Annotated in this window: 24 protein-coding genes and 1 pseudogene; 17 read left to right on the top strand and 8 right to left on the bottom strand. The window is 67.9% G+C overall.

What is annotated here, in order from left to right; translation table 11 throughout:
• Positions 1 to 2 precede the first annotated feature (2 nt).
• The 13 genes from sdhA to ACQ86G_RS25705 all read left to right on the top strand — a co-directional run bounded on the left by sdhA (position 3) and on the right by ACQ86G_RS25705 (position 14905).
• On the top strand, positions 3 to 1811 hold the full coding sequence (gene sdhA, locus ACQ86G_RS25765) for a succinate dehydrogenase flavoprotein subunit (RefSeq protein ID WP_431257944.1): 1809 nt from the start codon (positions 3 to 5) through the stop codon (positions 1809 to 1811).
• Between the two features lie 22 nt (positions 1812 to 1833).
• Positions 1834 to 2538: a succinate dehydrogenase iron-sulfur subunit gene (locus tag ACQ86G_RS25760; RefSeq protein ID WP_067273709.1), complete on the top strand. Its 705-nt coding sequence runs from the start codon at positions 1834 to 1836 to the stop codon at positions 2536 to 2538.
• A gap of 39 nt (positions 2539 to 2577) precedes the next feature.
• On the top strand, positions 2578 to 2859 hold the full coding sequence (locus tag ACQ86G_RS25755; RefSeq protein WP_431257943.1) for a succinate dehydrogenase assembly factor 2: 282 nt from the start codon (positions 2578 to 2580) through the stop codon (positions 2857 to 2859).
• 30 nt (positions 2860 to 2889) lie between these two features.
• Entirely contained in the window at positions 2890 to 4200 is a 1311-nt protein-coding gene (gltA, locus tag ACQ86G_RS25750) for a citrate synthase (RefSeq protein ID WP_088408872.1), read from the top strand.
• A gap of 337 nt (positions 4201 to 4537) precedes the next feature.
• Positions 4538 to 5554 (top strand): LacI family DNA-binding transcriptional regulator, encoded by a 1017-nt coding sequence (locus ACQ86G_RS25745; protein WP_431257942.1) that lies wholly within the window; start codon positions 4538 to 4540, stop codon positions 5552 to 5554.
• Positions 5551 to 6552, top strand: coding sequence for a ribokinase (locus ACQ86G_RS25740; RefSeq protein WP_431257941.1), 1002 nt, complete (start codon positions 5551 to 5553; stop codon positions 6550 to 6552). The genes ACQ86G_RS25745 and ACQ86G_RS25740 overlap by 4 nt, the downstream gene beginning before the upstream one ends.
• A 19-nt stretch (positions 6553 to 6571) precedes the next feature.
• Entirely contained in the window at positions 6572 to 7552 is a 981-nt protein-coding gene (locus ACQ86G_RS25735; RefSeq protein ID WP_431257940.1) for a nucleoside hydrolase, read from the top strand.
• Positions 7553 to 7676: 124 nt separating this feature from the next.
• Positions 7677 to 8999, top strand: coding sequence for a TRZ/ATZ family hydrolase (locus tag ACQ86G_RS25730; protein ID WP_431257939.1), 1323 nt, complete (start codon positions 7677 to 7679; stop codon positions 8997 to 8999).
• A gap of 106 nt (positions 9000 to 9105) precedes the next feature.
• A complete protein-coding gene (locus ACQ86G_RS25725; protein WP_431257938.1) occupies positions 9106 to 10254 on the top strand; it encodes an ABC transporter substrate-binding protein in 1149 nt (382 codons plus the stop codon).
• Between the two features lie 421 nt (positions 10255 to 10675).
• The gene (locus ACQ86G_RS25720) at positions 10676 to 10801 is read left to right on the top strand and encodes a hypothetical protein (protein WP_431257937.1); all 126 of its coding nucleotides are present in this window, start codon (positions 10676 to 10678) and stop codon (positions 10799 to 10801) included.
• A 116-nt stretch (positions 10802 to 10917) separates the two neighbouring features.
• Positions 10918 to 11586: a response regulator gene (locus tag ACQ86G_RS25715; protein ID WP_431257936.1), complete on the top strand. Its 669-nt coding sequence runs from the start codon at positions 10918 to 10920 to the stop codon at positions 11584 to 11586.
• Positions 11579 to 13714, top strand: coding sequence for an ATP-binding protein (locus tag ACQ86G_RS25710; RefSeq protein ID WP_431257935.1), 2136 nt, complete (start codon positions 11579 to 11581; stop codon positions 13712 to 13714). The genes ACQ86G_RS25715 and ACQ86G_RS25710 overlap by 8 nt, the downstream gene beginning before the upstream one ends.
• Positions 13715 to 13792: 78 nt before the next feature.
• Positions 13793 to 14905 carry a hypothetical protein gene (locus ACQ86G_RS25705; protein ID WP_431257934.1) on the top strand — a complete coding sequence of 371 codons (1113 nt, stop codon included), beginning with the start codon at positions 13793 to 13795 and terminating at the stop codon, positions 14903 to 14905.
• Between the two features lie 91 nt (positions 14906 to 14996).
• Here ACQ86G_RS25705 and ACQ86G_RS25700 read toward each other — a convergent pair whose 3' ends face one another.
• A complete protein-coding gene (locus tag ACQ86G_RS25700; protein ID WP_431257933.1) occupies positions 14997 to 15530 on the bottom strand; it encodes an FKBP-type peptidyl-prolyl cis-trans isomerase in 534 nt (177 codons plus the stop codon).
• Between the two features lie 107 nt (positions 15531 to 15637).
• Here ACQ86G_RS25700 and ACQ86G_RS25695 point away from each other — a divergent pair.
• The 3 genes and pseudogenes from ACQ86G_RS25695 to ACQ86G_RS25685 all read left to right on the top strand — a co-directional run bounded on the left by ACQ86G_RS25695 (position 15638) and on the right by ACQ86G_RS25685 (position 17693).
• A pseudogene (locus tag ACQ86G_RS25695) lies at positions 15638 to 16763 on the top strand (JmjC domain-containing protein).
• Positions 16764 to 16811: 48 nt separating this feature from the next.
• Entirely contained in the window at positions 16812 to 17336 is a 525-nt protein-coding gene (locus ACQ86G_RS25690; RefSeq protein WP_431257932.1) for a hypothetical protein, read from the top strand.
• 156 nt (positions 17337 to 17492) lie between these two features.
• Positions 17493 to 17693: a hypothetical protein gene (locus ACQ86G_RS25685; RefSeq protein WP_331612821.1), complete on the top strand. Its 201-nt coding sequence runs from the start codon at positions 17493 to 17495 to the stop codon at positions 17691 to 17693.
• 246 nt (positions 17694 to 17939) lie between these two features.
• Here ACQ86G_RS25685 and bamC read toward each other — a convergent pair whose 3' ends face one another.
• The 7 genes from bamC to ACQ86G_RS25650 form a co-directional block, all read right to left on the bottom strand.
• Positions 17940 to 19100 carry an outer membrane protein assembly factor BamC gene (gene bamC / locus ACQ86G_RS25680; protein WP_431257931.1) on the bottom strand — a complete coding sequence of 387 codons (1161 nt, stop codon included), beginning with the start codon at positions 19098 to 19100 and terminating at the stop codon, positions 17940 to 17942.
• Positions 19101 to 19183: 83 nt separating this feature from the next.
• Positions 19184 to 20065 (bottom strand): 4-hydroxy-tetrahydrodipicolinate synthase, encoded by an 882-nt coding sequence (gene dapA / locus ACQ86G_RS25675; protein WP_431257930.1) that lies wholly within the window; start codon positions 20063 to 20065, stop codon positions 19184 to 19186.
• A 26-nt stretch (positions 20066 to 20091) separates the two neighbouring features.
• Positions 20092 to 20835 (bottom strand): class I SAM-dependent methyltransferase, encoded by a 744-nt coding sequence (locus tag ACQ86G_RS25670; protein WP_431257929.1) that lies wholly within the window; start codon positions 20833 to 20835, stop codon positions 20092 to 20094.
• Entirely contained in the window at positions 20832 to 21635 is an 804-nt protein-coding gene (locus ACQ86G_RS25665) for an SDR family oxidoreductase (protein ID WP_431257928.1), read from the bottom strand. The genes ACQ86G_RS25670 and ACQ86G_RS25665 overlap by 4 nt, the downstream gene beginning before the upstream one ends.
• Positions 21636 to 21710: 75 nt before the next feature.
• Positions 21711 to 21875 (bottom strand): hypothetical protein, encoded by a 165-nt coding sequence (locus ACQ86G_RS25660; protein ID WP_431257927.1) that lies wholly within the window; start codon positions 21873 to 21875, stop codon positions 21711 to 21713.
• A gap of 29 nt (positions 21876 to 21904) precedes the next feature.
• Positions 21905 to 23095, bottom strand: coding sequence for an MFS transporter (locus ACQ86G_RS25655; RefSeq protein WP_431257926.1), 1191 nt, complete (start codon positions 23093 to 23095; stop codon positions 21905 to 21907).
• A 135-nt stretch (positions 23096 to 23230) separates the two neighbouring features.
• Entirely contained in the window at positions 23231 to 24649 is a 1419-nt protein-coding gene (locus tag ACQ86G_RS25650) for an amidohydrolase family protein (protein ID WP_431257925.1), read from the bottom strand.
• A gap of 265 nt (positions 24650 to 24914) precedes the next feature.
• Here ACQ86G_RS25650 and ACQ86G_RS25645 point away from each other — a divergent pair, with 265 nt between their 5' ends.
• Positions 24915 to 26915 carry a DNA topoisomerase IV subunit B gene (locus ACQ86G_RS25645; RefSeq protein ID WP_431257924.1) on the top strand — a complete coding sequence of 667 codons (2001 nt, stop codon included), beginning with the start codon at positions 24915 to 24917 and terminating at the stop codon, positions 26913 to 26915.
• Positions 26916 to 26949 lie beyond the last annotated feature (34 nt).

Here is a 26949-nt window from a genome sequence, read left to right as displayed (position 1 = left end):
AAATGCAAATCGGAACCTCGCTGCCCAAGCGCAAATTCGACGTCGTGATCGTGGGAGCCGGCGGCTCCGGCATGCGCGCGTCGCTGCAACTGTCGCTGGCCGGCCTGAACGTGGCCGTCCTGTCCAAGGTTTTCCCCACCCGCTCGCACACCGTGGCCGCCCAGGGCGGAATCGGCGCCAGCCTGGGGAACATGTCCGAGGACAACTGGCATTACCACTTCTACGACACCGTCAAGGGCTCGGACTGGCTGGGTGACCAGGACGCCATCGAGTTCATGTGCCGTGAAGCGCCCAAGGTCGTCTACGAGCTCGAACACTTCGGCATGCCGTTCGACCGCAACCCGGACGGCACGATCTACCAGCGTCCGTTCGGCGGCCACACGGCCAACTACGGCGAGAAGCCGGTCCAGCGCGCCTGCGCCGCGGCCGACCGCACCGGCCACGCGCTGCTGCACACGCTGTACCAGCAGAACGTCAAGGCCCGCACCAACTTCTTCGTCGAGTGGATGGCGCTGGACCTGATCCGCGACGCCGACGGCGACTGCGTCGGCGTGACCGCGCTGGAGATGGAGACGGGCGAGGTCCACATCCTCGAAGCGAAGACCGTGCTGCTGGCGACCGGCGGTGCCGGCCGCATCTTCGCCGCGTCGACCAACGCCTTCATCAACACCGGCGACGGCCTGGGCATGGCGGCGCGCGCCGACATCCCGCTGCAGGACATGGAGTTCTGGCAGTTCCACCCGACCGGCGTGGCCGGCGCGGGCGTGCTGCTGACCGAAGGCTGCCGCGGCGAGGGCGCGATCCTGCGCAACGCCAACGGCGAGCGCTTCATGGAGCGTTACGCCCCGACGCTGAAAGACCTGGCACCGCGCGACTTCGTCTCGCGCTGCATGGACCAGGAGATCAAGGAAGGTCGCGGCTGCGGTCCCAACAAGGACTACGTCGTGCTGGACATGACCCACCTGGGCGGCGACACCATCGCCAAGCGCCTGCCGTCGGTGCTGGAGATCGGCCACAACTTCGCCAACGTCGACATCACGAAGGAACCCATCCCCGTCGTGCCGACCATCCATTACCAGATGGGCGGCATCCCGACCAACGTCCACGGCCAGGTCGTCACCCCCAAGGGCGACAACTACAAGGATGTCGTCAACGGCCTGTACGCGGTGGGCGAGTGCTCCTGCGTGTCGGTGCACGGCGCCAACCGCCTGGGCACCAACTCGCTGCTGGACCTGCTGGTCTTCGGTCGCGCCGCGGGCAACCACATCGTGGACGCCGTCAAGAACTCGGGCAAGTCGCACAAGCCGCTGCCCAAGGACGCCGCCGACCAGACGCTGTCGCGCCTGAACCGCCTGGAGTCCAACGCCGGCGGCGAATATGCCCAGGGCGTCGCCGACGACCTGCGCGCCGCGATGCAGTCGCACGCCGGCGTGTTCCGCACCAGCAAGCTGCTCGACGAAGGCGTCACCGCCGTCGCCGCGATCCGCGAGCGGGTCAAGAACATCACGCTGCAGGACAAGTCCAAGGTCTTCAACACCGCGCGTGTCGAGGCCCTGGAAGTGGACAACCTGATCGAGGCCGCGCAGGCCACGATCGTGTCCGCCGCCGCGCGCAAGGAATGCCGCGGCGCCCACACGGTGAACGACTTCGAGCGCGGCGCGGACGATGCGGAATTCCCGCTGGGCCGCAACGACAAGGAGTGGATGAAGCACACGCTGTGGCACTCCAAGTCCAACAGCCTGACCTACAAGCCGGTGAATCTGCAACCGCTGACCGTCGATAGCGTCCCCCCGAAGGTCCGTACCTTCTGACCGGCCGCAGGAGCACTCAAACATGATCAAGCGCACCTTCAAGATCTACCGCTACGACCCGGACAAGGACGCCAAGCCGTACATGCAGACCATCGAGCTGGAGCTCGCCGGCAACGAACGCATGCTGCTGGACGCCCTGCTCAAGCTCAAGGCCGTCGATCCGTCGCTGTCGTTCCGCCGCTCGTGCCGCGAAGGCGTGTGCGGTTCCGACGCGATGAACATCAACGGCAAGAACGGTCTGGCCTGCCTGACCAACCTGCGTTCGCTGCCGGACGTCATCATCCTCAAGCCGCTGCCGGGCCTGCCCGTCGTCCGCGACCTGATCGTGGACATGACGCAGTTCTTCAAGCAGTACAACTCGATCCGCCCGTTCCTGGTGAACGAGGAAGCGCCGCCCGAGAAGGAGCGCCTGCAGTCCCCGGAAGAGCGCGACGAGCTCAACGGCCTGTACGAGTGCATCCTGTGCGCGAGCTGCTCGACCAGCTGCCCCAGCTTCTGGTGGAACCCCGACAAGTTCGTCGGACCCGCCGGCCTGCTGCAGGCCTACCGCTTCATCGCCGACAGCCGCGACCAGGCCACCGCGGAGCGCCTCGACAACCTCGAGGACCCGTACCGCCTGTTCCGCTGCCACACCATCATGAACTGTGTCGACGTCTGCCCCAAGGGTCTCAACCCGACGAAGGCGATCGGCAAGATCAAGGAATTGATGGTGCGTCGCACCGTCTGAGCCCGCTCGTGCCGCTTCCGGGCGGCTACACGCACACGCATGAACGCCACCGACATCAACACCCTCATCGATGAGAGGGATCTCTCCAAGCTCAAGTGGCGTTGCCGCCGCGGGCTGTTGGAGAATGATCTTTTCATCGAGCGGTTCTTCCGGCGGCACGAAGGCACGTTGACCGAATTCCACGCGGAAGGCCTGCGTCAGCTGATGGACCTGTCGGACAACGACCTGCTCGATCTGATGCTGGCCCGCAAGGAACCGGCCGACGAGCTGGACCGGCCCGACGTTCATGCCGTGCTCGCGATGCTGCGGACCCCTCAGTAACCAGAACCCCCGAAGTCATAAGGAATGCCCATGACCCCGTCTGACGTCAAAGCCACCCTGTCGTTCTCCGATGGCAGCCCGCAAATGGATCTGCCCCTGTACAAGGGCACCATCGGTCCGGATGTGATCGACATCCGCAAGCTTTACGCCCAGACCGGCAAGTTCACCTACGACCCGGGCTTCCTGTCGACGGCGTCGTGCAACTCCACGATCACCTACATCGACGGCGACAAGGGCGAGCTGCTGTACCGCGGCTACCCGATCGAACAGCTGGCGACCAACTGCGACTACCTCGAGACCTGCTACCTGCTGCTGTACGGCGAGCTGCCCAGCCCGTCGCAGAAGGAAGAGTTCGTCAATCGCGTGACCAACCACACCATGGTCAACGAGCAGATGCAGTTCTTCCTGCGCGGCTTCCGTCGCGACGCGCATCCGATGGCCGTGATGACGGGTCTGGTCGGCGCGCTGTCGGCCTTCTATCACGACAGCACCGACATCAATAACCCCGAGCACCGCGAGATCGCCGCGATCCGCCTGATCGCGAAGATGCCGACGCTGGTGGCGATGGCCTACAAGTACACGATCGGCCAGCCCTACATCTATCCGAAGAACGACCTCTCGTACGCCGGCAACTTCATGCGCATGATGTTCGCCACGCCGTGCGAGGAGTACAAGCCCAACGACGTGCTGGTCCGCGCGATGGACCGCATCTTCACGCTGCATGCCGACCACGAGCAGAACGCGTCGACCTCGACGGTGCGCCTGTGCGGCTCGTCGGGCACCAACCCGTTCGCGGCCATCGCGGCTGGCGTGGCCTGCCTGTGGGGCCCGGCGCACGGCGGCGCCAATGAGGCCTGCCTGAACATGCTCAACGACATCCAGCAGATGGGTGGCGTGGCCAAGATCGGCGAGTTCATCAAGCAGGTCAAGGACAAGAACAGCAACGTCAAGCTGATGGGCTTCGGCCACCGGGTCTACAAGAACTACGACCCGCGCGCCAAGCTGATGCGCGAGACCTGCCATGAAGTCCTGAACGAACTGGGCCTGCACGACGACCCGCTGTTCAAGCTGGCGATGGAGCTGGAGAAGATCGCGCTGGAAGACGAGTACTTCGTCGCCCGCAAGCTGTACCCGAACGTCGACTTCTACTCCGGCATCGTGCAGCGCGCCATCGGCATCCCGGTGCCGCTGTTCACCGCGATCTTCGCGCTGGCCCGCACGGTCGGCTGGATCGCGCAGCTGAACGAGATGATCGGCGACCCCGAGTACAAGATCGGCCGTCCGCGTCAGCTTTTCGTCGGCGCCACCCCGCGCAACGTCACGCCGATCGCGCAACGCTGATCAGCGGACTTCGAACCGGAATGCCGGTTCGCACCACCAAGCCCCTGAGTCTCGACCAGGGGCTTTTTCTTTTCCGCAGGCCGCAAGACCTGACCCGACGTCAACGTGAGAGGGTGGGGCCGGAGTGATGCTGGGAGTTCGCGGACGCGAAGCCCCCTGCGTCGCGGAGAGCCCGCGCTTGGCCGATCGGGTCACGCGGGCCTACGAAAAGCGCTCTTGAATATTTGATGCACGGGCTTCCCCGGCCGGAAGCGCGCCGCCCTTGGGTTATGCTTTGCAAACGTTTGCAATTGACTGAACCAGCCAGTTTGGCACGAGCACAGGACCGGATCGATCGATGAGCACCATCAAGGATGTAGCCGCGCTGGCGGGGGTGTCCTTCACCACGGTGTCGCACGTGCTTAACAACACGCGGCCGGTGAGCGCCGAGGCGCGCGCGCGGGTGCTGGCGGCGGTCGACGAGATCGGCTACCTGCCCAGCGCAGTGGCCCGCTCGCTGCGTCGCAGCGAGACCAAGATCGTCGGCGTGCTGGTGCCCAACGTGCGCAACCCGTTCTTCGCGGAGCTGGTCGTCGGTGCCGAGGAGTGGTGCCGGCAGGCGGGGTACTCGGTCTTCCTCTGCAACTCGGACAACGACCCCAAGCACCAGCAGGCGTATCTGCGCACGCTGCTCGAGAAGCGCATCGACGGCCTGCTGCTGAGCTCCGCCGGCGATGCCGAGACGCTGGCCAGCACCTTCCGCCACGCGAGCGTGCCGGTGGTGACCGTGGACCGCCTGGTGCCCGGCGCGCGCGCGGACCGCGTCAGCGTGAACAACCAGCTCGGCGCCTTCGAGGTCGTCCGCCATCTGCTGGAACTGGGCCACCGCCGCATCGGATGCGTGAGCGGCCCCGCCGAATTCGAGGTGACGACCGAGCGCGTCGCCGGCTGGCGCAACGCGCTGCAGCAGCGTGGCCTCGAGGCGCGTGTCGAATGGCTGGCCGAAAGCGACTTCAGCACCGCCGGCGGCTACGAGGCCGTCAAGGCGCTGCTGACGCGCCAGCCCGAGCTGACCGCCGTCTTCACCTGCAACGACCTGATGGGCATGGGCGCGCTGCGCGCCGCGGCCGAACTCGGGTTGAACGTGCCACGTCAGCTGTCGGTCGTGGGCTTCGACGCCATCGAACTCGGCAGCTATGTCTATCCCGCGCTGACCAGCGTGGGCTGCTCGATCCGCGATCTCGGCCGGGAGGCCGGCCGCGCGCTGATCGAGCGCATCGAGAATCCCCAGGCGCCCTTCAAGGACCTGCAACTCGTGCCGCAGGTCGTGCTGCGCGAGAGCACCGCGGCGCCGTCGTCTCCGGAGCTTTCATGACTTCAGCAAAGGCTGCCGCCACCGTGGTGGTGGTGGGCAGCGTCAACATGGACCTCGTGGCCCACGCCGCGCGCCTGCCCGCGCCGGGCGAGACCCTGATCGGCGAGGCCTTCGCCGGCACGCCGGGCGGCAAGGGCGGCAACCAGGCGGTGGCCGCCGCCCGGTTGGGCGCCGAGGTGGCGCTGATCGGCCGTATCGGGATGCGCCAGCACGGGCAGGACCTGCTGAAGGCGCTGGAAGCCGAACGCGTGCATGTCCAGGCGATCCGTCGCGACGACACCGCGTGGCCCGGCGTGGCCGTGATCATGGTCGCGAGCGAGGGCGGCGAGAACGCGATCGTCGTCGTGCCCGGCAGCAATGCGGACCTGGACGCGGCCGACGTGGAGCAGGGCGGGGCGCTGCTGCGCCAGGCCAAGGTCGTCGTGGCGCAACTGGAAGTGCCGCTGCCGGCGATCCAGCGCGCCTTCGAGATCGCCCGGGAGGCCGGCGTGATCACGGTGCTCAATGCCGCGCCCGCGCAGGATCTGCCGGCCGCGCTGCTGGCCTTGAGCGACTGGCTGATCGTCAACGAGACCGAGGCCCTGCAACTGGCCCGCGACGTGGCGCTGCCCGGCGATGCCGACGGCATTGCCATCGCGCGCGCGACCGCCTCGCCTCTGCGGACGCTGGGACCTCGCCATGTGCTGGTGACGCTGGGCGGCGCCGGCGCCTGGCTGCTCAGCGACGAGCATCCCGACGGCCTGCACCTGCGCGCGTCCCGCGTGGACGCGGTGGACACGGTCGGCGCCGGCGACACGCTGGTGGGCGGACTCGCGGTTGGCCTGGCCGAGGGCTTGGTGCCCGCCCGCGCGGCCGCGCTGGGACAACTGGCGGCGGCGCTGGCGGTCAGCCGCACCGGCGTGCAGCAGGCGATGCCGCACCGCTCCGAGCTGCCGGAATTGCCCGAGCTCGCCGATCTGATCGCGAACGGGGCACACTCCGCCGACGGCAACCCCTGACCCTGGAGCGCAGTACCCCATGGACAGCATGATCTCCGCATCGGACCGCATCCCGGTCCTCTTCGACACCGACCCCGGCATCGACGACGCGCTCGCGCTCGCGTTGCTGGCCTGTCACCCCCGCTTCGAGCTGGTGGCCGTCACGACGGCCTTCGGCAACGGCCCCGTCGCCACGACCACGCGCAATGCGCGCGGGCTGACCGCGCTCTACGGTCGGGACGTGCCCGTCGCCGCTGGCGCCGACGGCCCGCTGCGCGATGAGCGCCGTCGCAAGGACGCCGCGCATGTGCACGGCGACGACGGCCTCGGCGGCGTCGCCGGTCGTCTGCCGGCGCCGACGCGGCCGCTCGATCCGCGGCCCGCGCATCAGCTGATCTGCGATCTGGTGAACGAACGGCCCGGCGAGATCACGCTGGTGGCCGTCGGCCCGTTCACGAACCTGGCGCTTGCGCTGGCGCACGATCCGACGATCGCCGGCAAGGTGAAGCGCGTCGTCGTGATGGGCGGCGCCTTCGGCCTGAAAGGCCACGGCGGCAACGTGTCGCCGGTGGCCGAGGCCAACATCATGGCCGACCCCGAAGCCGCGGACCAGCTCTTCACCGCCGCCTGGCCGGTGACCATCGTCGGGCTGGACGTGACGCAGGAAGCGATCATGCGCGAGGCCGACCTGGCGAAGCTGCGCGGCCGTGGCGACGGCGCGGGCGACCTGCTCTGGCAGGCGACGCGCCATTACCAGCAGTTCTACGATGCGCGCGACGGCATCGGCGGCATCTACGCGCACGACGCGAGCGCCGCGGCGATCCTGCTGGTGCCCGACGCCTTCACGCTGCGCGCGGGCCCGGTGCGCGTGGCGCTGGAAGGCATCGCCACCGGCCAGACCATCCAGGACTGGCGCAACGAGCACGGTACCGGCACGCCGTGGAGCGGCCACCCGGCACAGCAGGTCTGCGTCGAGGTCGACGCGGCCCGGGTGCTGGCGCTGTTCGACGAGATCTTCTGAATCCACGTCGTCGCCATGACACGATGGCACGATGGCACGCCGTGCCAGGCGATCACGCGACGACGCCGCCAAGAATCTAGACAATGCACCTCGCGCCGAGCGGCGTGAGCAAGGAGAACCCCCGATGACGACCCAAGCCGTGAAGCTGCTGTTGCCCCGCTGGCTGATCACCATGACCCCGGACAGCCCGGTGCTCGAGCAGCACGCGCTGGCCATCGAAGGCGAGCGCATCGCCGCCGTGCTGCCGCGCGAGGAGGCCCTGAAGCGCTACGCCGACGCCGAGCGCGTCGAACTGCCGAACCACGTGCTGATCCCCGGCCTGATCAATGCGCACACGCATTCGGCGATGTCGCTGCTGCGCGGCGTCGCGGACGACCTCGCGCTGATGGACTGGCTCAACAACCACATCTGGCCGCTGGAGCGCCAGTGGGTCAGCGAGGACTGGACCTACCAGGGCTCGCTGCTGTCCGCGGCCGAGGCGCTGCGCGGCGGCGTGACCTACCTGAACGACATGTACTTCTTCCCCACCGCGATGGCCCGCGCGGCGGTGGACAGCGGCATCCGCGCCGGCGTGTCGATCAACGTCATCGACTTCCCGACCGGCTACGCCGCCAACGCGCAGGACTACATCGACAAGGGCCTGGCCGCCTATGAGCAGTTCAAGGGCGAGAAGCTGCTGGACTGGACCAGCGCGCCGCACGCGCCGTACACGGTCTCGGACGAGACCTTCATCCAGCTGCGCGAGCTGGCCGAGAAGTACGACCTGCAGATGCACTGCCACATCCACGAGACGCAGGACGAGATCGACGGCAGCGTGAAGCAGTATGGCGAGCGTCCGCTGGCGCGCCTGAACAAGCTCGGCCTGCTGAACGCGAAGATGATCGCCGTCCACATGGTCCATCTGACCCCGGACGAGATCGACCTCGTCGCGAAGCAGGGCGTGCACCTGGTCCACAACCCGAGCTCCAACCTGAAGCTGGCGTCCGGCGTCGCGCCGGTGAAGGCGCTGGAGGCGGCCGGCGTCAACACCATCCTCGGGACCGACGGCGCGGCCTCCAACAACCGCCAGGACATGTTCAGCGAGATCCGCGCCGCGGCGCTGCTCGCCAAGGGCGTGACCGGCGACCCGCTGACGGTCACCGCGCGCACCGCGCTGGAGATGGCCACCGTGCGTGCCGCCAAGGCCATGGGCCGCGCGAACGACCTGGGGACGCTCGAGGCGGGCAAGCTGGCCGACGTCGTCGCGGTGGCCCTGGACTCGATCGAATGCCAGCCCGTGTATCACGCCGATGCGCAGCTGGTTTACGTCGCCGGGCGTGAACATGTCACGGATGTCTGGGTGGGCGGCCGGCAGGTGCTGTCGAATCGCAACGTTCTGACCTTCGACACGCAGGCGATGCTTGGGCGGGTAGCGGACATCGTGGCTAAGATGCGCGCGGGGCGCTGATCCCCCTGAACATGGGGGTGCCGGCGCCGAGGGGCCGGCGGCGATCTGACCGCCGGCGTGCTGGAGACACAGCCGGTCGCATGACGAGCCGGCGGGACAGACCACCATGAGCAAGTCAACACGCAACCGGCCCCTGAGCCGGTTCGCCGCTTCCATCGCCACCGCACTGGTGGCCTTCGGCCTCAGTGCCGCCGCGCATGCGGACATCCTGATCGGCCAGACCGCCGGTTTCACTGGCCAGGTCGCCGCCAGCGTCAAGGAACTGACGCTGGGCGCCAAGCTCTACATCGACAAGGTCAACGCCACCGGCGGCGTCAACGGCCAGAAGATCGACCTGCAGTCGCTGGATGACGGTTTCGATCCCAAGCGCGCCGCCGCCAACGCGCAGACGCTGATCGACAAGGGCGCCGTCGCCTTGTTCCTGACCCGCGGCACCCCGCACACGCAAGCCGTGATGCCGCTGCTCGACAAGGCCCAGGTGCCGCTGATCGCGCCGTCGACCGGCGCGATGCTGCTGCACAAGCCGGTCCATCCCTTCGTCTTCAACGTGCGCTCGACCTATCAGCGCGAAGCCGAACGCGCCGTCCAGCTGCTGCTGGAGATGGGCAACACCCGCATCGCGCTGGTGCAGGTGAACGACACCTTCGGCGCGGACGGCATCACCGGCGCAATGACGGGCTTCAACGACCGCAAGATGAAGCCGGTCGCCCACTTCACCTACGAACGCGAGAAGCCGGACATCGCCGGCGTGGTCAAGCAGCTGATCGCCGCCGATCCGCAGGTCGTGCTGCTGGTCGCGTCGCAGCAGATCACCGCCGACACGATCAACGCGTTGCGCGCGGCCGGGTCGCGCATCCTGGGCGCGACCCTGTCCAACAACGCCTCCAACGGTTTCGTCCAGCTGCTGGGCCAGAACGCCGCCGGCATCATCGTCTCGCAGGTCTTCCCGAGCGAGCGTTCGACCAACGTGCCGATGGTCCGGGAACTGGGCGATCTGGTGAAGGCGCACCCGACGGAATCCGCCGGGCAGGTCACGCCGGCCATGATGGAGGGCTTCGCGTCCGCCAAGGTGCTGGTCGAGGCACTCAAGCGCGCCGGCAAGGATCCCAGCCGCGCTGCCATCCAGAAGGTGCTCAACAGCATGACGCGCTACGACCTCGGCGGGATGGAGGTGGGTTACTCACCGACCGACCATACCGGCACGAACTACGCCGACATCGCGATCATCGATCCGAGAGGGCGCTTCCTGCGCTGATCCCGGCACGGGATCCTCCTCGCGACGGGCGCCTTCGGGCGCCCGTTCTGTTTTCTGCTTCGGTATCGGCGCCCGCCGCCGCTGAAAGAGGGCTCCCACCCGCGCCGGATATTCCATGACTTCAGTCGACGATACGAATTCAGTGGCCGATCAGAAAATTCGATACTCGAATATTGAAGAGCTGGCGACAGGAAGTCGACAAATGCATTTTTGAGTAACTGGCAAACTGATCGCAGTCGGTGACACTGCGATCAATAGTGCGCAAATGGATGGGTGCCATGAGAAACATGTACGCGATCTCGATCGGGCTCGCGCTTGCCGGCGGCGGATGTCTGTTGGCCGAACGAACCGAGTCTATGACCCCCGGTCATCCCTTATTTGAACTTACTGTCATTGGTTATCTGCTGGCGACGGGGGAGGGATGCTGTTCGTCGCCTGCCTGGCGGCCAGCACGGAAGACTGGATCAAAGGCCGATGGCGCCGGGTCGCGCAGCCCGTCGACGAGGACTGGGAGGCCCCACCGCCGCGCGTCCTGGACCACCACTGAAGTCAGTAGTCCGGCGTTTTCGGCTTTACTTGCTTCGGTGATTGCTCGTTTCTGCTCGCTCGCGAAACTGTGCCCGCCTTTGGGTATTGGGATAACGAGTGAGAAGGAGTCCGGGAATGAGTATCGCCGTCGTGATCATCGAAGACGACGCCACCGTCATGAAAAGGTTGGTGGACGTGATTTCAAACAGCAGCTTTTGCGAGGTGGTGGGCGTCGCCAGGAATCGCGGCGAGGCGGTGGCGGCGATCCTCGCCAATCGTGCCGACCTGTACATCGTCGACCTGGGGCTGCCGGACGTCGACGGCGTTGAACTGATCCGGTTGATCCAGGACAAGTGCCCGGAGTCGCGCAGCGTCGTCGTCAGCACCTTCGGCGACAGCAAGCATGTGATGCGCAGCCTGCGGGCCGGGGCGAGCGGCTACCTGCTCAAGGACGAGATCCAGCCGGCGATGGTGGACAAGCTCGTCAGCGCGCACAACGGGCAGGCACCGCTGAGCCCGGCGGTCGCGCAACTCGTCGTCGAGCGGATCACGATGCTCGAGAACAACGTGCGGCCCCATGTCGACCGGCAGAAGCTGCTGCGCGACCTCGGGCTGGGTGAACGGGAGTGGGAGGTTCTGCGCCATCTTGCCGATGGATTGCCCATCGTCGAGATCGGGCGCCGGCTCAGCATCTCGCATCACACCGTCAATCAGCATCTGCGCAGCGTCTACCGCAAGCTGGGCGTGAAGTCCCGGGCGATGGCGGCCAACGCGGCGCGTCTGCACGGGCTCATCGATGAGTAGTCCGAGGCGCAGTTCGCTGAAGACGGTGTTCTTCTGGCTGACTTTCTTCGTCCTGACCTTGCTGGTGGTGGCCACCAGCAGCCTGGCGACGCGGGTCTACCGTGTCGAGGGCGCCCAGGACCTGGAGATCGTCCAGGCCAGTGCCGATGCGGACGATGCCGGTCCGGAGACCCCTCGGCTCGAGGGGCCGGTCCTCGCCCACCAGCGGGCCTTCGCCCTTCCTTACTTCCACGACGTCAGCCAGGCGGCCGGATTGAAACGGGCGAGATTCCGGATCGATCTGGATCGCTACCTGTCCCGACCGCCGCCGTGTTGCACCCCGCTGGCGGGAGCGCCGTTCCGCGGCGATTCGCGCATCCCCGGCACCAGCCTGCTGATCAGCCAGGCCCTCGACGGCATGGACGTCTACCTGAACGGGGTCTGGGTCGCCGGCCTGCCGAAGTCGACGGCCGACGCGCGCTACAAGTGGTACCGCCCCTTGCAGGTGCCCCTGGCGCGCAGCCTCGTGCAGCCGCAAGGCAACGTGCTGACGGTCGAGCTCACGACCTGGGACCGGCAGATCCACATCGCGCCGCTCTACATCGGCGACCTCGGCACCATCTCCTACATCAGCGAACTGACCTTGTTCGTGGGGACCTCGCTGGCCAATGCCTCGAATGTCTTCTGTCTGCTCGCGGGCATGTTCATGCTGGGCGCGTGGCTGGCGAACCGGCGCGAGGGTGCCGTGTTCCTGCATGCGGGCGCGACGACGGTGCTGTGGTCGGTGCTCTTCTCGCTGGTGCTGCTGCCGTACGTTCCCGCCGCGCTGGTGCCGTTGTGGCTCTGGGCGCAGTACGCCTGCATCGGAGGCGTTGTGGTGGTGTTGACGCTGTTCCTGTTCGCCTTTGTCGACGAGCCCCTGGGGCGCGGCGGGATGCTGGCCTTGTTCGGCGTGGCCGCCTTCGCGGCGGCGACCTATCCGCTGCTGGGGCCGCGAGGCCGCGAATGGCTCGACGCCTACTGGTTGCCGGTCCTGCTCGTGTTCCATCTCTACGCCTGCTCGCGACTCGCGCTGCATGTGGCGCGGACGCGTTCGCGCACGGCCATGTCGCTGCTGTTCCAGTCCGTGCTGGCACAGGTCTTCGCGCTGCGTGACCACAATGCGGTGCGGCAACTCGTCATTTTCCCGATGCCGGACGCGGGTTGGTCGCTGTCGCATCTGCTGGTGACGCCGATCTTCCTGAGCCATCTGAGCGTGCCGCTGCTACTGTTCGTCGTCGCGCAGATCCTGCTGACGAAGTTCCAGGCGAACGTGAAGCGGGTCCGCGACAACAACCGCATCCTCACGGACACGCTGCAGCAGCGCGAGCGGGAGCTGCTGATCAGCTACAACCGGCAGCGCGAGATGGAAGCCGATTCCGCCGCGCAGGCCGAGCGGGACCGGATCTACCGGGACCTGCATGACGGCATCGGCTCCAAGCTGGTCACGACGCTGTTCAGCGTGCGCGACCGGGACATCGACCATGAGCGCCTCGAGCGCGGCCTGATGGATGCGCTGAAGGATCTGCGGGAGATCATCTCGGTGACGGAGGTCCACGAGGAGCGAACGGTCCACGACATCCTGTTCACGTACTGCAGCAATCTCGACGATTCGCTGACGCGGGCCGGTTTCCAGATCGAGTACGACATTCCCGACGGCCCTGAAATCGTCCTGCTGGCCGATCTGTCCAGGCAGGTGATGAGGATCGTCGAGGAATCCGTCGCCAACACCATCAAGTACGCCCGGGCGAGCCGGCTCTCGATCCGCATGAGGGTACTGCACGGCGAGCGGCTGGAGGTGCTCATCGAGGACAACGGCCAGTCCGGGGCGACGCGGCGCGAGGCCGGCGAAGGCCTTGCCGCGAGGGCCTGCGATGACCCCTTCGATGACCCCTGCGATGGCGGGTCACCACTGGCCGGCGGCACCGGCCTGGACGGTCTGCGGCGCCGCGCCGAACGCATCGGCGCGCGCTTCAGTTTCGAACGCACGCCACACGGCGCACGGACCTCGCTGGTCCTTCCGTTGACGATGTGGCCGGCGCCGAACCCAGCAAACGAGTCGGTCGGCGACTGTTCCCAGTCGGAAACCGCTGCATTGCCACTGAGCTGAGCCATCGAACCTTGGCGCGTTCCTGGAAATACTGACGTCCCGCCCGGGCGTCCGGGTCTGTCGACGATCTTCATGGCCATGCAATCTTCCCGACCCTCCCGCAGCGGCGTCACGGTAGCCCGGCTGCTGATTCAATCCGAACCCGCCAGCTCCCGTTTCGCACGTCAATCCATCATCGATGGCTCGGTCGAGCCGATGGGCCAGGAGCTCTGCTTCCGCTGGAGTGCAGGCGTGCGCCGGGCGCCGCCGCCCAGTGCCTATGCGACCAGCCTGCTGTTGAGCCAGGCCTTGCTGGACGGCGGCCTGGCGCATCGGCGTCCGGGCTGCCTCTTCATCGACATGGACGCGGCGACGCTGCTCAGCCCGATCGCGGATGTCCTGTGCGGGACCCTCGGCACGATCCAGTTGCCCATGGGACTCCCCGTCCAGGAGGCGGTGACACGACGGATCGCGCAACTGCATGCGCGCGGTTATCGCTTCGCGCTGGCGGGCGTGGTGTCGCCGGATGATCCGCGCACCGCCTGGCTGCCGATGGCGTCGTTCGTGAAGCTGGATGTGTCGCTGGCGCCGGTGAGTGCGTGGGCGAGTGTCCAGGAACTGGCGCGCCAGGCCGGCGTCCCGCTGATTGCCGACCGGATGACCGAGCCGGCGGACTACCTGCGCCTCATGGCGATGGGCGTGCGCTATTTCCAGGGGGATCTGCTGATGGCCCCGCAGGAAGAGTCGCCGCGATCGTTGCCCAGTTGCGACCTCGACGTGCTCGGCCGGATGTTCCGCCTGGTGCGGCATGGCGCGCCGCATGAGGCGCTGGCCATGATCGCGGCCTCGGATCCGGCCCTGGTGATCCGGCTGCTGATGCTCCACCGCCTGCATGCCGGCCACCTGCGGCCGCCGAGGACGCTGACTGAGACGCTGGCGGGATTGCCGGAGCCGGTGCTGATCGGCTGGTTGCATGCGCTGCGCAGCAGCACCTTCGACCTGACGCCCGGCCACCAGAGCTGGTCGCATGCGGTGCGGGAGCAGATCCACAACTATCGCGCCCGATTGATCGTGGCGCGCGTCTGCTGCAGTCCTGACGAGCTGGAGGCGAAGATCTTCGATCTCTACCGGCGCCTGTGTGGCCGTGACTCGTTGGCCATGCCGGCGCGACCAGCCGTCCCCCTGATGCCGCAGGATCGGGCCGCGGACTGAGCGGAGCCGGGTGCGAAGCCCTTCATCGTGGCCCCAAGAAATGGCAAAGCCCCGCCTGTGCAGGGCTTTCCGGATGCTGGGGTCGCGGTCGTCAGTGGATCGGCTCGTCCGGTCCCGGGCCGCTCGTGAGGCCGGTGGCGACGGTGAAGCCCGAGTCGCCCAGCGAGCCCGCCTCGAGTTCTTCCTCGGTGGCTTCGCGCACGTCGTGCACCGTCACATGGATGCGCAGTCCGACGCCGGCCAGCGGGTGATTGCCGTCGAGCACCACATGTTCCGGATAGACCTCGGTGACGGTATAGATGCGGTCGGCCGGCATGTCCGGCGTGGACGAGCCTTCCGGCAAGCCCTCGAACTGCATGCCGACATCGACGTTCTCGGGGAAGACCTCGCGCGGCTCGAAACAGACCAGGGCGCTGTCGTAGTCGCCGAACGCGTCCTCGGGCTCGAGCGCCACGCTGACCTCGTCGCCGGCGAGCTTGTCGGTCAACGCTTCCTCGACCTTCGTGAACAGGTCCTGGCCACCGTAGAAGAACTCCATCGGCGGGTCCAGCACCTCGACGGATTGGCCTTGGGCGTCCTCGAGTCTCCAAGTCAGGGAGACGACGCAGGGGGCAGTGATTTGCATCGCGCAATTCTCTCAGACAATGCGCGCCCATGACCTCCAAGTCCAAGTCCCCCCAGACAGCCCCGGCCCCATCGACGCGAGCCCCGGCCGCGCCCGACGTTGCCGGCATCGACGTCGACGCGAAACTGCCGCTGCTCGGCGGCCTGAGCCCCGCCCAATTCATGAAGCGTCATTGGCAGAAGCAGCCGCTGCTGGTGCGGCAGGCGCTGCCCGGCGTGGTGCCGCCGATCGATCGCGCGGGCCTGGCTCGCCTGGCGGCCAGCGACGAGGTGGAGTGCCGCCTCGTGTCGCAAGAGGCGGGGGCGTTGGACGATGCGCCAGGGCCCGATCGCCAAGCTGCCCGCCTGGAGCAAGCCGCAATGGACGCTGCTGGTCCAGGGGCTGGATCTGCACGTTGAGGCCGCACGGACGCTGCTGAGCCGCTTCCGGTTCGTTCCGGAGGCCCGGCTGGACGACCTGATGCTGTCGTATGCCAGCGAGGGCGGCGGCGTCGGCCCGCATTTCGACTCCTATGACGTCTTCCTGATCCAGGTCAGCGGACGGCGCCAATGGCGCATCGGCCGTCTGGGCGTGTCGACCACCGGCGCGCTGCGCGAGGACGTTCCGCTGAAGGTGTTGTCGGACTTCGAGCCGGAACAGGACTTCGTGCTCGAGCCCGGTGACATGCTCTACCTGCCACCCGGCTGGGCGCACGACGGGGTGGCGGTCGGGGGCGATTGCATGACGGCATCGGTGGGCTTCCGCTCGCCATGGCGCAGCGAGCTGGCGAATGAACTGCTGGTCCGGCTCACCGACGACGAGGAGGCGCCGCGCGGCGACCGGCTGTACGTCGATCCGCGCCAGGCGGCCACCAGCGAACCGGGCCGCATCCCGGACGCGTTGACGACGTTCGCGCGCGAAGCGGTCTTGAGGGCCGCGTCGCAACCGCTGGCGCTCGAGCGCGCGCTGGGCGAAGCGCTGACGGAGCCCAAGCCCCGCGTCTTCTTCGAGCCCGGCGAGGCGTTGCCGGCGGGGCAGGGCGCACGGCTGAGCGGCCGGTCCCGCATGATGTACGACGCGGCCCATGTCTTCATCAACGGACAATCCTTCCGTGCGGGCGGCCGCGATGCGACGCTGATGCGCCGGATGGCGGACCGCCGCGAGCTGTCCGCCGCCGAAGTCGCGAAACTCAGCGAGGGCGCACGCGATTTGCTGGACCAGTGGACCGAAGACGGCTGGGTCCTGCCCGCCTGACTGAGGCCGAACGACACCGACACCCGCCATCGTCACGAGGAGCTCGACATGTCACCGGATCCCATGCCCCCGGAGGCCCTTCAGGCAGGAGTCGTCGACTCGCCGGCGGAGGTCCGGCAAATGCTGCGGCAAGCGCTGCAGCGGGCTGCGGAGCAGGGCGGGCGGGAGCTGTGCTGGCTGGATCCCGACTTCGCGGACTGGCCGCTGTCCGAGTCCGGGTTGCTGGACGCGCTGCATCGTTGGGCGTTGCCCCATCGCAAGTTGCGCCTGTTGTCGGCCCACCACTACGAGACGCTGCGGCGCGTCCATCCTCGTTTCGTCCAGTGGCGCCAGACCCACGACCATGTGGTCCAGGCGCGCGCCTTCGATCCGGCCGACCTCGCCGAGCGCGGCACGCCCGCGCCCATGGGCCTGCTGCTGGCACCCGGATTGCTGACGTTGAAGCTGTGGACACCGGCGAGGGCGTCCCTGTCGTTGCATGACGCCCGCGAAGAAGCCATGGCTGGCGAGTGGTTTGACGCTATTGAGCAACGTTCTGTCGACTCGTTCGCCAGCAGCACCCTCGGGTTGTAAGGAGATTACAAACTGGCGTCTATAATCATTGGCTAGGCGAGGGAAGCGCTCGAGGTTTCTCACGTCTTGGTCTGCTGAAGTTGTACTTGTCATCTGGTACGACTTCATTAATTACCGGTAATTGATTGTTCGTCTAAAAGTTACTTGAGGACAAGTATGAAAAAGTCGATCCTGTTGGCCTCCCTGCTGGCCGTTGTTGCCCTGACCGCTTGCGGCAAGAAGGAAGAAGCCGTCGCTCCCGTGGCGACCCCGGCTCCGGAAGCTTCGGCTCCGGCCGTTGAAGCCTCGGCCCCGGCCGTGGAAGCTTCGGCTGCCGCTTCCGACGCTGCTGCGCCCGCTTCGGCCGCCAGCAACTAAGACGATCACTCGTCCAGAGAAAGCCGCAAGGGTTCGCCCTTGCGGCTTTTTCTTTGTCTGCCTCTTTGTCTGCGTGTCTGCGTCGACGTCCCGCTGCTGGTATTAGAGTGGAGTTTGTCAGGCCTCGCCGAAGCGAATGCGGACGGCCCTCCCGTCGAATGGTCCGCCCAACGAAAAACGCCACCCGAAGGTGGCGTTTTGTTTTGCGCAAACTGATGGCGTACGGTGGTCCGCCATCGAGTGGGGTCAGCGCACGTCTTCCATCAGCAGTTGCAGGATGCGCTTGGCCATTTCGTTGGTCTGCTGCTGTCCCTTGTCGTCCAGGACCATGACCGTCGAGGTCGTGCCTTCGGTCTTGACCGAGACGCGGTAGCGCACCGCGGTGGACGCGCTGGTCGCGCCGAACAGGCGCTGGAAGAAGTTGGGCTCTTCCTTGCCGGCCTGGTTGGGGTCGGCGTAGCGCAGGAAGAACAGGCCCTGCTTGCGGTCCCGGTCCTCGATCGTGAAGCCGTGGCGGTCCAGCGACTGGCCGACCCGGCGCCAGGCGCGGTCGAAGTCCTCGGTGATCTTCAGCTGGTCCGGCACCTCCGCCAGCGAACGCGGTGCGTTGCCGCGCGGCGCGTCGGGGAGCGACGGCGCCGGCTGCTGCGCGTTGGCGAGCAGCGTCTTGGCGTCCTCTTCCTTGCCGCCGAGCTTGAGCATCAGGCGCGAGGTCATCTCGGCTTCCAGCTCCGGATCGGACGGGCGGGGCTGCCAGCCGGTCTCGTCGCGCTGCGAGTTCGTGTAGACCTCGATCAGGCCGCGGTGCGTGATGTAGATGTCGGTGCCGCCCTGGTCGTTGCGCTCGAGGCGCGTGCGGTAGCGGTCGCGCTCGCCGGTGGAGTACAGCGAATCCAGCAGGTTGCCCAGGGTCTTGCGGATGAAGTCCTGGGGCAGCTTGGCCTTGTTCTCGGCCCAGTTGGTTTCCATCAGGCCGACGTTCTGGTCCTCGGACTCGATCGTGAAGCCACGGTCCTGCCAGAAGCCCTTGATCTGCGGCCAGAGCTGCTCCGGCGGGAGCGCGCTGTGCAGCCAGCGGGCGTTGCCCAGGCGATGGAATTCGACCGTGCCGGCCTTGTCCAGCGCGACCGGTGCTCCGGCCGTGGCGACACCCTGGCGTTGCGCATTCGGCTGCGCCGCCATCTGCGCGGCGCTGATCGGGCCGGTGGGGCGGTTTTCCTTGGGCAGCTGCGTCAGGTCCGGCGGCACGTCCAGGCCGGTGGTCTGCTTGGCCTGGGTGCGGTAGTCGACCTTGTCGCTGCTGGTGATGCTCTCGAACGTGCTGCACGCCGTCAGCGAGGCCAGCGCCATCAGGCAGGCCACGCGCACCGGAGTGGGCGCGCCGGATTCAGAAAGGGAACGAGTCACGCTGGAGATCTCCGAGGTAGGTCGCTGCGGCCCGCGGCCGCTGAAGGGAAAGGGTGCGGCCGGCGCGCGCCGGCCGGCAGTGATTAGAGCAGGCCGGCGTCGCGCAGGGCGCCTGCGACCAGGTCCTGGCCGGCGGGCGTCAGCGGCGTCAGCGGCAGGCGCAGGTTGTTGGGGCAGCGGCCCAGCTTGTTCAGGGCCCACTTGGCCGGTGCGGGGCTGGGTTCGCAGAACAGCTGCTTGTGCAGCGGCAGCAGCTGGAAGTGCAGCGCGGTGGCTTCGCGCACACGACCCTCGATCGCGGCCGCGCACATCTCGTGCATCGCCTTCGGGGCGATGTTGGCGGTGACGCTGACGGAGCCGCGGCCGCCCATGAACATCATGGCGATGGCGGTGGCGTCGTCGCCGGAGTAGATGCTGAAGCCTTGCGGGGCATGCTTGATCAGCCAGGCGGCGCGCTCGATGTTGCCGGTCGCGTCCTTGATGCCGAACACGCCGGGCAGCGTGGCGCAGCGCAACGTCGTTTCCACGGACATGTCCGCGACCGTGCGGCCGGGCACGTTGTACAGCATCATCGGGATGTCGACCGCCTCGGCGATCGCCTTGAAATGCTGGTAGATGCCTTCCTGCGAGGGGCGGTTGTAGTAGGGGACGACCGACAGCGTCGCGTCGGCGCCGACCTGCTTGGCGAAGCGGCTCAGCTCGATGGCCTCCGCGGTGGCGTTGGCGCCGGTGCCCGCGAGGACCGGCTTGCGGCCCTTGACATGCTCGACGGTGACGCGGATGACCTCGCGGTTCTCTTCCATCGTGACCGTCGGCGACTCGCCGGTGGTGCCGACGACGCCGATGACGTCCGTGCCCTGGTCGATGTGCCAGTCGATCAGGCTGCGCAGCCCATCGAAGTCGATGCGGCCGTCTTCATGCATCGGCGTGACCAGCGCGACGATGCTGCCAACAATTGCGTTCATTGAGGATTCCTCTGGATCGGCGGATTCTACTGAAGCGCCGGGGCTCTTTCGGCGCTCATCCGGGGCACTCGCGGGCTTGCCCGCTCAGCGCAGCCGGTATCTCGGGTAGACCCCAGGCGGCGCGGCGTCGGCGGGCCGGTTCTCGCGAACCGCAGCAACGCGCTGGACATACCGGCCGTTGACCACGCCGCCCCCGGGGACGGGGGCTCCGTCTCGATGAAACCGTCCTCGTAGGCGACCACGCGCAGGCCGTGGACGGCCGCCAGCAGCTCGCCGGACCTCAGCAGGAAGTCCGGATTGGCGGGCCGGCCGACCGTCTGCTGTCCGTCGGTAAAGGTCTCGTAAATCAGCCAGCCGCCGGGGGCGACGGCCTCGACCACGCGCGGCAGCAGCGGCCGCCACAGGTAGTGGGTGACCAGCACGAGGTCGAAGACGCGGCCGGCCAGCGGCCATGGGCCCTGCTCGATGTCGGCCTCGATCAGCTCGATCCGGTCGGACAGTCCGGCAAGCGACGCCAGCGCCGCCGCATCGCGGTCGACGCCGGTGACGGCGACGCCTTCGCCGGCCAGCAGCCGCAGATGGCGGCCCGAGCCGCAGGCCAGATCCAGCGCGGTGATGCTGTCGCGGTCGCGCCAGGCCTGCGCCCAGCGCAGCACCCAGTCGCTGGGGAACGAGGCACGGTGGGAGCCACTGTAGGCGGCGCCGTGGGGAGCGCCGCCGGCGGACGCGCTGCCGGCGGACGCGCTGGCGGGAAGGGAGGTCATGCTCATGCGGGCCGCTGTTCCTTCTTGAGGGCCTTCATCGCCATGCGGTCGACCATCGCCGGCGCCAGCAGCTTGAGCCAGCGGCCCAGCTTGCCCTTGGCGGTCATGACGATGTCGCGCTCGCGATTCAGCGTGCCGTCGAGGATCAGTCTGGCGCATTCCTGGACGGGCATCGCGCCGCGTTCGTCGAGGCTGCTCAGCCCCGACGCGGTCCCTTGCGCGTTGAAGCCGCGGTAGCGGATCTGCGTGTCGACGACGCCCGGGTAGGCGATGGTCACGCTGACGCCGCTGGCGGCGAGCTCGGTGCGCAGCGCCTCGAAGAAGCCGGTCATCGCGAACTTGCTGGCGCTGTAGGCGGTGCGGCCCGGGATGCCCAGCAGGCCGGCCAGGCTGGAGACCGCGACGATGCGGCCCTGGCTGGCCTTGAGCGCCGGCAGCGCGGCCTGCGTGCACCAGGCCGAGCCCCACAGGTTGATCAGCATCAGGCGCTGGTACCAGGCCAGGTCCTTGACCTGGTCGAACAGCGCGTGCGCCGACATGCCGGCGTTGTTGACCAGCACGTCGATCGCGCCGAAGGCGCCCAGCGTCGTGCGCACGAGTTCCTGGCAGTCCTCCTGCGACTCGACGTCGCAGCGCTGCACGCGGGTGTGGGCGCCGAGCGACTCGCACTCCGCCGCCACCTTCTCGAGCTTGTCGACGCTGCGCGCCGCCAGCACGAGCGAGAGCTTGGCGCCTTCGCGCCGCGCCCATTGACGCGCCAGTTCGGCGCCGATGCCGTCGGAGGCGCCGGTGATGATCACGACCATGTTGTCTCCGTTGTCGTTGCGCTCGTGGCGCTGGTTGTACCCGTCGTCAGATCGAAAACCAAGGCCGGCGCCCGTTCAGAAGCAGGCCCAGATCGCGTCGCCCAGCTGCTGCATCAGCGAGGGCTGGGTGTAGGCCAGGAAGACCGCCGCCAGCACGCCGCCGGCGCCCAGCCACGCGGCGATCCGCCAGAGTCCGCGTCGCGTCGCGCGTGTCATGGTGGGGCTACCGTCGCGTTGCATGGCGTCATGGCGTGTCGTGGCGTCGCGGGTCAGGCGGCGGCCGGCGCCGGTCGCCGGGCGATCGCCGACTCCCGCACCGGCAGGTTGGCCAGCATCGCCATCACGCCCAGCCCGATGGCCAGGTACCAGACCACGTCGTAGGACCCGGTCGCGTCGTAGAGCTTGCCGCCCAGCCACACGCCCAGGAAGCTGCCGATCTGGTGGCTGAAGAACACGAAGCCGCCCAGCATCGACATGTGCTGCACGCCGAAGATCTGCGCCACGATGGCGTTGGTCGGCGGCACGGTGGACAGCCACAGCACGCCCATCACCGCGGCGAAGACGTAGACGCTGGCGGGCGTCAGCGGCACGTTGAGGAAGATGATGATCGCGATCGAGCGCAGCAGGTAGATGCCCGACAGCAGGTAGCGCTTCGGCAGCCTCTGGCCCAGCGTGCCCGCGGCATAGGTGCCGAAGACGTTGAACAGGCCGATCAGCGCCAGCGCGTTGGTCGCGACCTGGGGCGTCAGGCCATGGTCCTTCAGGTAGCTCGGCATGTGCACGCCGATGAACACGACCTGGAACCCGCAGACGAAGTAACCCAGCATCAGCAGCTGGAAACTGCGGTAGCCGAAGGCCTCGCGCAACGCCTGGCCGATGCTCTGGTGGTGGGCGCCGTGGGCGGTCTCGCGGGCCGGTTCGCGCAGGCCGAAGGCGAGCGGCACGATCAGGCAGGCGGCGATCGCCAGCACGAACAGCGCGTTCTGCCAGCCGTTGTAGCCGATCAGCCAGTTCTCGACCGGCACCATCAGGAACTGCCCGAACGAGCCCGCGGCCGCCGCGACGCCCATGGCCCAGGAGCGCTTCTCCGCGGAGACGTTGCGGCTGATCACGCCGTAGATCACCGCGTAGGTGGTGCCCGACTGGGCCAGCCCGATGAGCACCCCGGCGCTGCCGAGGAAGCCGGCGGTGGAGGTCGACACCGCCATCAGCGCCAGCCCCGCGGCGTAGAGGAGCGCGCCGGCGATCAGCACGCGCAGCGCGCCGAAGCGGTCGGCCAGCATGCCGGCGAACGGACCGGCCGCGCCCCAGGCGATGTTCTGGACGGCGAGCGCGAGGGAGAACGCCTCGCGGGTCCAGCCGCGGTCCATCGTGACCGGCGTGAGCCACAGTCCGAAGCCGTGGCGGATGCCCATCGACAGCGTGACGATCGCGGCGCCGCAGATCAGCACCTGCCGCATCGACAGCGTGCGGGGGAGGACGGGGGAATCGGGATCGCGCTCATCCGGTCAATGTAATGGCTTCATGCGCGATCCGCTGACGCCTGGATGACGGGCGGGGGCGCGGGCTCCCTCCGAATGGTGGTCCGGCGTCCCTCAGGCGTGCGCCGTCGACGATCGGCGTGCGCTCGTCTTGGTGCCCTTGGCGGGTTTTCCCGCAGGCTTGGCCTTGGTGCTGGACGACTTTTTCGTGGACTTGGCGTTGGACTTCTTGCCGGAGGACTTCTTCTCGGCGCCGGCGGCGGAATTCAGCGCGTTGTTCTCCTCGCCGGCGGTCGCGGCGACGTCCTCCAGCTGCGTCAGCACGCGGCCCTGCTTGATGCGCAGGATCGGCTTGTCCAGGGCGTCCAGGTCTTCCAGCGGATTGCCGATCAGCACCAGGAAGCTCGCCTCGCAGCCGGGCTGGAAGCAGCCGAGCTTGCGCTGCGGGAACAGGGCCTTCGGCGTCTCCAGGGTGGCCAGGCGCAGCAGCGCGGTCTTGTCGAGCACACCCAGCTGGTCGAGGTGATGCACCTCACTCAACGCATTGCCGGTGAACAGGTCGGAACCGACCAGCAACCGCGCGCCGGCGGCCTTGAGCCGCTCCAGGTTCTGCTTCTGCACGGCCTCGATCCGCGCCAGCAGCTCCGGTGCCGGCTGGAACAGCCGCGTGGCCACCGTCGCGGTGACGATGCCGATCTTCTTCTCGGCCGCGAGCGCGGCGATGTCCGGCGGGATCAGGTGGGTCTCGGGATCCTCGCCATGCTGCGGGAAGTAGCCCGGCAGCTCGGCGATGAAGTCGGCGCCGGCGCGCACGGCGGCGGCGAAGTCCGCGGCGCTTTCGATGTGGACCACGACGCGCCGCTCCTCGGCATGCGCGCGGCGGACCACCTCGGCCACCACCTCGGGCGTCACGCCCAGCCGGCCGCGCTGCTCGGGCACCTGACGCAGCTCGGGACGGTCGTGATAACTCATGATGACCTTCACCAGGTCGCTGTGGCGGCCGGCGATCAGCGGCCACTTCTGGCCGACCTGCTCGGGGGTGTCCATGACCAGCACCGCCTTGTCGACGATCTGCTCCAGCGCCATCGGCGGCGTGCCGGATTGCAGCATCGCCAGCGGCTGGCCGTCGGACGAGGTGATGCAGGCGGTGGCGAACAGCACGTCCGGCGTCTCCGGCTGCGAGATGCGGGCGCGGATCGGCTCGATCGCGGCCGGATCGGCGCACAGCATCGCCGCGTAGAACACGCCGTCGCGCAGGTAATCCTGACCGAACTTGTCCAGGCCCCAGGCGCTCTGCAGGTTGTGGTTGTGCGCGTCGGCGAGCGGCGCCACCAAGGTCTGGCCGCGCAGCTCCAGCAGCCGGTTGACCTTGCGGGGGCGCTTCTCGACGAAGCGGCCGTCCTCGACGTAGAGCGTGCCGCTCTGCAGCTTCTCGCCGTCGAACCAGCGGGCGTGGCGCAGCTCCATGGCCATCTCCGGGCTGGCCTTGTAGTTGTCGGCCTGCGCCGTTCCCGCTCCGAGGAGGGAGGACAACGCCAGGACGAGGGGGCCAGGGGCGCCAGCAGCGGGCGCGAGGAGCGGGGCAGGAGCGGCATCGGACCAGTCGGGCGGAGGCGTGCGGACAAGCGGCGGATGCTACGACAGCGCTTCCATGCCATCGGGGCTCGATCGGTAACGGGACGTGCGGGAACCGCTGCGCCGTGCGGCATGCGCGCGAAGAGCGGGGAAACCCCCATGGGAACGACCCCTGCCGGCAGGCGGTCGGGAGCGTCGCCGACGCTGCATAGAATCCCGCCCCATGGCAACCAAAGCAGTCACTTCCACCAGCAGCGCACCCGGCAGCTACGGCGAAGGCTCGATCCGTGTCCTCAAGGGACTGGAGCCCGTCAAGCAGCGCCCGGGCATGTACACCCGCACCGACAACCCCCTGCACGTCATCCAGGAGGTGATCGACAACGCGGCCGACGAGGCGCTGGCCGGTCACGGCAAGCGCATCGCCGTCACCCAGCACACCGACGGCTCGATCACCATCGAGGACGACGGCCGCGGCATTCCCTACGGCCTGCATCCCGAGGAGGGCGTGCCGGTCGTGGAAATCGTCTTCACCCGGCTGCACGCCGGCGGCAAGTTCGACAAGGGCTCGGGCGGCGCCTACAGCTTCTCCGGCGGTCTGCACGGCGTGGGCGTGTCGGTGACCAACGCGCTGGCCAAGCGGCTGCAGGTGACGGTCTACCGCGAGGGCAACGTCGCGACGCTGGCCTTCTCGGGCGGCGACGTCATCGAGCCGGTGGCCACGCGCAAGGCCGAGCTCAAGGCCGGCGACCGCAAGCAGGGCACGACGGTGCGCGTCTGGCCCGACGGCAAGTATTTCGAGAGCGCCGACCTGCCCAAGGGCGAACTGGTGCACCTGCTGCGCTCCAAGGCCGTGCTGATGCCCGGCGTCACGGTGACGCTGACGCAGGAGAAGACCGGCGAGACGCAGACGTGGACCTACAAGGGCGGCCTGCGCGACTACCTGATGCAGGCCCTGCCGGCCGACCCGCTGATCCCGCTGTTCGAGGGCGAGCAGTTCGCGACCGCCTCCGAGAGCGAGAACTTCGCCGAGGGCGAGGGCGCGAGCTGGTGCGTGGCCTTCACCGAGGAGGGTCAGGTCATGCGCGAGAGCTACGTGAACCTGATCCCGACGGTGGCCGGCGGCACGCACGAGTCCGGCCTGAAGGACGGCCTGTTCGGCGCGATCAAGGGCTTCATCGAGATGCACGCGCTCGCGCCCAAGGGCGTGAAGCTGATGGCGGAAGACGTGTTCTCGCGCGCCAGCTTCGTGCTGTCGGCCAAGGTGCTGGATCCGCAGTTCCAGGGCCAGACCAAGGAACGGCTGAACTCGCGCGACGCGCTGCGGCTGGTGTCGGCCTTCGTGAAGCCGGCGCTGGAGCTGTGGCTCAACCAGCACGTCGAGCACGGCAAGAAGCTGGCCGAACTCGTCATCAAGCAGGCGCAGACGCGCCAGCGCGCGGCGCAGAAGGTCGAGAAGCGCAAGAGCTCCGGCGTGGCCGTGCTGCCCGGCAAGCTGACCGACTGCGAAAGCACCGACCTGCTGCACAACGAGCTCTTCCTGGTCGAGGGCGACTCCGCCGGCGGTTCCGCCAAGCTGGGCCGCGACAAGGAGACGCAGGCCATCCTGCCGCTGCGCGGCAAGGTGCTCAACGCCTGGGAGGTCGAGCGCGACCGGCTGTTCGCCAACAACGAGATCCACGACATCTCGGTGGCCATCGGCGTCGACCCGCACGGCAAGAACGACGAGCCGGACCTGTCCGGCCTGCGCTACGGGAAGATCTGCATCCTGTCGGACGCGGACGTCGACGGCGCCCACATCCAGGTGCTGCTGCTGACGCTGTTCTTCCGCCACTTCCCCAAGCTGATCGCCACCGGCCACGTGTACGTGGCGCGGCCGCCGCTGTTCCGCGTGGACGCGCCGGCGCGCGGCAAGAAGCCCGCGGCCAAGCTCTACGCGCTGGACGAGGGCGAGCAGACCGCCATCCTCGACAAGCTGCGCAAGGAAGGCGCGCGCGAAGGCAGCTGGAGCATCAGCCGCTTCAAGGGCCTGGGCGAGATGAACGCCGAGCAGCTCTGGGATACGACGCTGAATCCGGAGACGCGCCGCCTGCTGCAGGTGCAGTACGGCGAGCTCGACTTCGGCGACACCGAGGGCGCCATCAACAAGCTGATGGGCAAGGGCGAAGCCGCCGCGCGTCGCGAGCTGATGGAGCTGCACGGCGACTCCATCGAAGTCGACGTTTAAGCCGCTCAAGCGCGTCAAGCCCCTCAAGCCCCTT

The organism is Roseateles chitinivorans (assembly GCF_050632145.1).
Taxonomy (GTDB): Bacteria; Pseudomonadota; Gammaproteobacteria; order Burkholderiales; family Burkholderiaceae_C; genus Roseateles; species Roseateles chitinivorans_B.
Note: the sequence above shows the minus strand (reverse complement) of the source record. Positions and strands in the feature narration are given on the sequence as shown.

Coding starts and splice junctions, on each gene's coding strand:
- sdhA (WP_431257944.1), top strand. CDS start 3: ATGCAAATCGGAACCTCGCTGCCCAAGCGCAAATTCGACGTCGTGATC.
- ACQ86G_RS25760 (WP_067273709.1), top strand. CDS start 1,834: ATGATCAAGCGCACCTTCAAGATCTACCGCTACGACCCGGACAAGGAC.
- ACQ86G_RS25755 (WP_431257943.1), top strand. CDS start 2,578: ATGAACGCCACCGACATCAACACCCTCATCGATGAGAGGGATCTCTCC.
- gltA (WP_088408872.1), top strand. CDS start 2,890: ATGACCCCGTCTGACGTCAAAGCCACCCTGTCGTTCTCCGATGGCAGC.
- ACQ86G_RS25745 (WP_431257942.1), top strand. CDS start 4,538: ATGAGCACCATCAAGGATGTAGCCGCGCTGGCGGGGGTGTCCTTCACC.
- ACQ86G_RS25740 (WP_431257941.1), top strand. CDS start 5,551: ATGACTTCAGCAAAGGCTGCCGCCACCGTGGTGGTGGTGGGCAGCGTC.
- ACQ86G_RS25735 (WP_431257940.1), top strand. CDS start 6,572: ATGGACAGCATGATCTCCGCATCGGACCGCATCCCGGTCCTCTTCGAC.
- ACQ86G_RS25730 (WP_431257939.1), top strand. CDS start 7,677: ATGACGACCCAAGCCGTGAAGCTGCTGTTGCCCCGCTGGCTGATCACC.
- ACQ86G_RS25725 (WP_431257938.1), top strand. CDS start 9,106: ATGAGCAAGTCAACACGCAACCGGCCCCTGAGCCGGTTCGCCGCTTCC.
- ACQ86G_RS25720 (WP_431257937.1), top strand. CDS start 10,676: ATGCTGTTCGTCGCCTGCCTGGCGGCCAGCACGGAAGACTGGATCAAA.
- ACQ86G_RS25715 (WP_431257936.1), top strand. CDS start 10,918: ATGAGTATCGCCGTCGTGATCATCGAAGACGACGCCACCGTCATGAAA.
- ACQ86G_RS25710 (WP_431257935.1), top strand. CDS start 11,579: ATGAGTAGTCCGAGGCGCAGTTCGCTGAAGACGGTGTTCTTCTGGCTG.
- ACQ86G_RS25705 (WP_431257934.1), top strand. CDS start 13,793: ATGCAATCTTCCCGACCCTCCCGCAGCGGCGTCACGGTAGCCCGGCTG.
- ACQ86G_RS25700 (WP_431257933.1), bottom strand. CDS start 15,530: ATGCAAATCACTGCCCCCTGCGTCGTCTCCCTGACTTGGAGACTCGAG.
- ACQ86G_RS25690 (WP_431257932.1), top strand. CDS start 16,812: ATGTCACCGGATCCCATGCCCCCGGAGGCCCTTCAGGCAGGAGTCGTC.
- ACQ86G_RS25685 (WP_331612821.1), top strand. CDS start 17,493: ATGAAAAAGTCGATCCTGTTGGCCTCCCTGCTGGCCGTTGTTGCCCTG.
- dapA (WP_431257930.1), bottom strand. CDS start 20,065: ATGAACGCAATTGTTGGCAGCATCGTCGCGCTGGTCACGCCGATGCAT.
- ACQ86G_RS25670 (WP_431257929.1), bottom strand. CDS start 20,835: ATGAGCATGACCTCCCTTCCCGCCAGCGCGTCCGCCGGCAGCGCGTCC.
- ACQ86G_RS25665 (WP_431257928.1), bottom strand. CDS start 21,635: ATGGTCGTGATCATCACCGGCGCCTCCGACGGCATCGGCGCCGAACTG.
- ACQ86G_RS25660 (WP_431257927.1), bottom strand. CDS start 21,875: ATGCAACGCGACGGTAGCCCCACCATGACACGCGCGACGCGACGCGGA.
- ACQ86G_RS25655 (WP_431257926.1), bottom strand. CDS start 23,095: ATGCGGCAGGTGCTGATCTGCGGCGCCGCGATCGTCACGCTGTCGATG.
- ACQ86G_RS25645 (WP_431257924.1), top strand. CDS start 24,915: ATGGCAACCAAAGCAGTCACTTCCACCAGCAGCGCACCCGGCAGCTAC.